Origin of the sequence: Pseudoflavonifractor phocaeensis (assembly GCF_016901735.1) — a bacterium.
Lineage (GTDB): Bacteria > Bacillota > Clostridia > Oscillospirales > Oscillospiraceae > Pseudoflavonifractor_A.
In genome coordinates, this window is record NZ_JACLZC010000129.1 from 1 (window position 1) to 1,970 (window position 1,970).

At 55.8% G+C, this 1,970-nt stretch carries 1 pseudogene; it reads right to left on the reverse strand.

What is annotated here, in order from left to right:
- Nucleotides 1-1,970 (reverse strand): annotated as a pseudogene (locus H7U37_RS14740) (type III deoxyribonuclease); the annotation flags it as partial.

A 1,970-nucleotide genomic window follows, 5' to 3' on the forward strand; every position in this document is an offset into this window, starting at 1 on the left:
CACCGTCCGCTCTCTACCAGAATCCGATTGACGGTAGCCGGGGTCAACAGCGTTTCATCGCTGATAGCGGTGATGATGTCCGGCAGGGCCTGATAATCGTTGGCAATCTCCATCGTCCGCATTTCCCGTTCCATGTGGCTGATCCCGGACTGCTGGATGTGAATATCGGCAGTCTGGGACACCAGACGGGTTTTGGGGATATGGGGCATTTCCTGAAAGGCTTTGACGCAGTTCTTCACCAGCTGCTCTGTGTCAATGCTCACCCGGTAGGCGGTTTTCTGCTTGATCTTGCTCCACAGCTCCAGGAACTCCGGGGAGAGCATGACCTGTTTGTTGAGCCGTACCACCACATCACGGGAAGCATCCCGCACCGGGGGCTTCCGGTCGGCATTGGCAATAATCTGTTCAAAACGCTCTCTGGCAGCTTCATATTTTTTCGGCAGGTCAAGGGTTCCGTTCTTCAAAGCGTTCTTCATGGTATCCTTGACCTTGCCGGTGCTGGTGATATATCCCTTCTGCTCAAAATGCTCCAGCAGCTCCGTAGCTTCCTCGTGGGTGACGGTGTGCTCCTCTACCACGGTTTCCGTATAAGTGGTTCCGGCCAGGGATTCCACTGCCACAGGCTGGGCTTTTTCCACGATTTCCTGTACCACTTCTTTGACAGGCTCCAGCGCCTTGGGCAGCTCGATTTCCCTGGGCTTGATTGCAGCAGCCACCTGACCAGCCTCGTCAATCACACCAGCGGTTGTCAGAGCCTCCACCACCGCCTGGGCCTGTTCGGTCGTTACCTGCTTCTCCACGTCCCGACGGGCCTCATAGACCATGCCGGAAAACAGACTGAGCTGAAGCACACCAAACTTGACGCCGGTTTCGTCCTCGATCTCTTTCTGGAGGGTGGAAGCAAACTCGGAAAAGCTCTCGTTGGCCATGACGTGAAGGACATTGATATTCTTGTCCTCGATGCGTTCACCGTCCTGGTTCACGCACAGGCGCAGGCCACGGCCCACCTTCTGGCGGCAGGTAAAGGTGGACTTCTGCTCGATCAGGGTGCAGACCTGGAACACGTTGGGGTTGTCCCAGCCTTCCCGCAGGGCCGAGTGGGAGAAAATAAACCGCAGCGGACACTCAAAGCTGAGAAGCCACTCCTTGTCCCGCATGATGGTGTTGTAGGTATCATCGTCGGCCTGGGTGTCGCCCTTGGTGTCCTTCAGGCGTCCCTTCTTGTCCTGGGAGAAGTAGCCGTTATGTACCTTGCTCACATCTGTGGTGAATCGCTCTCGGAGTAGCGCATACTTGGGCTTTGCGATCAGCTCCTGATAGCACTCCTCAAACATAGTGGCGTAGATGCCGGGTGTGCCATCCTCGTGGCGGTACTTGTCCACCTTATCGATGAAGAACAGGGACAGCACCTTGATCCCCTTGTCCAGATACCGCAGCTCTTTGTCAAGGTGGGTTTCGATGGTGCGCCGGATTTGCGCCTTCTTGACGATGTTCTCGTCCACGTCTCCAATGGCCTTGCCCAGATTGACCTCCTGGGTATTGCCAAACTCGATATGTTCAAAATCGGGAGTGCAGTCAATTCCGGTAACGGTGTAGCCTTCGTACAGTTCCCGCCCGCCGGACAGCAGGAACAAATCGTCACCAGGCTTGACAGTCATGGCCTTGCGGGTCACGGCTCCGGTCTTGCCCTTCACATCCAGTTCCACTCTGGCCTTAAAGCCTTTGTCGTTGCTGACGGAAAGCAGCCGCACATAGGCTTGATTGAAGCCACCGGCAACCTGATTGGAGGATACGGCGATCTGCTTGACCAGCCCCATCTGGTAGGCGTCTACCGGAGTCAGGCGGTAAAGCAGATTGATTTTTTCCCGGTGGGTAGCGGAGTACCGCAGCACACACAGGGGATTGAGCGTGGCAATGGCTTCCTTGGCCTTTGGTGTATTGTCTACACTCTGGGGTTCGTCGATGATGAC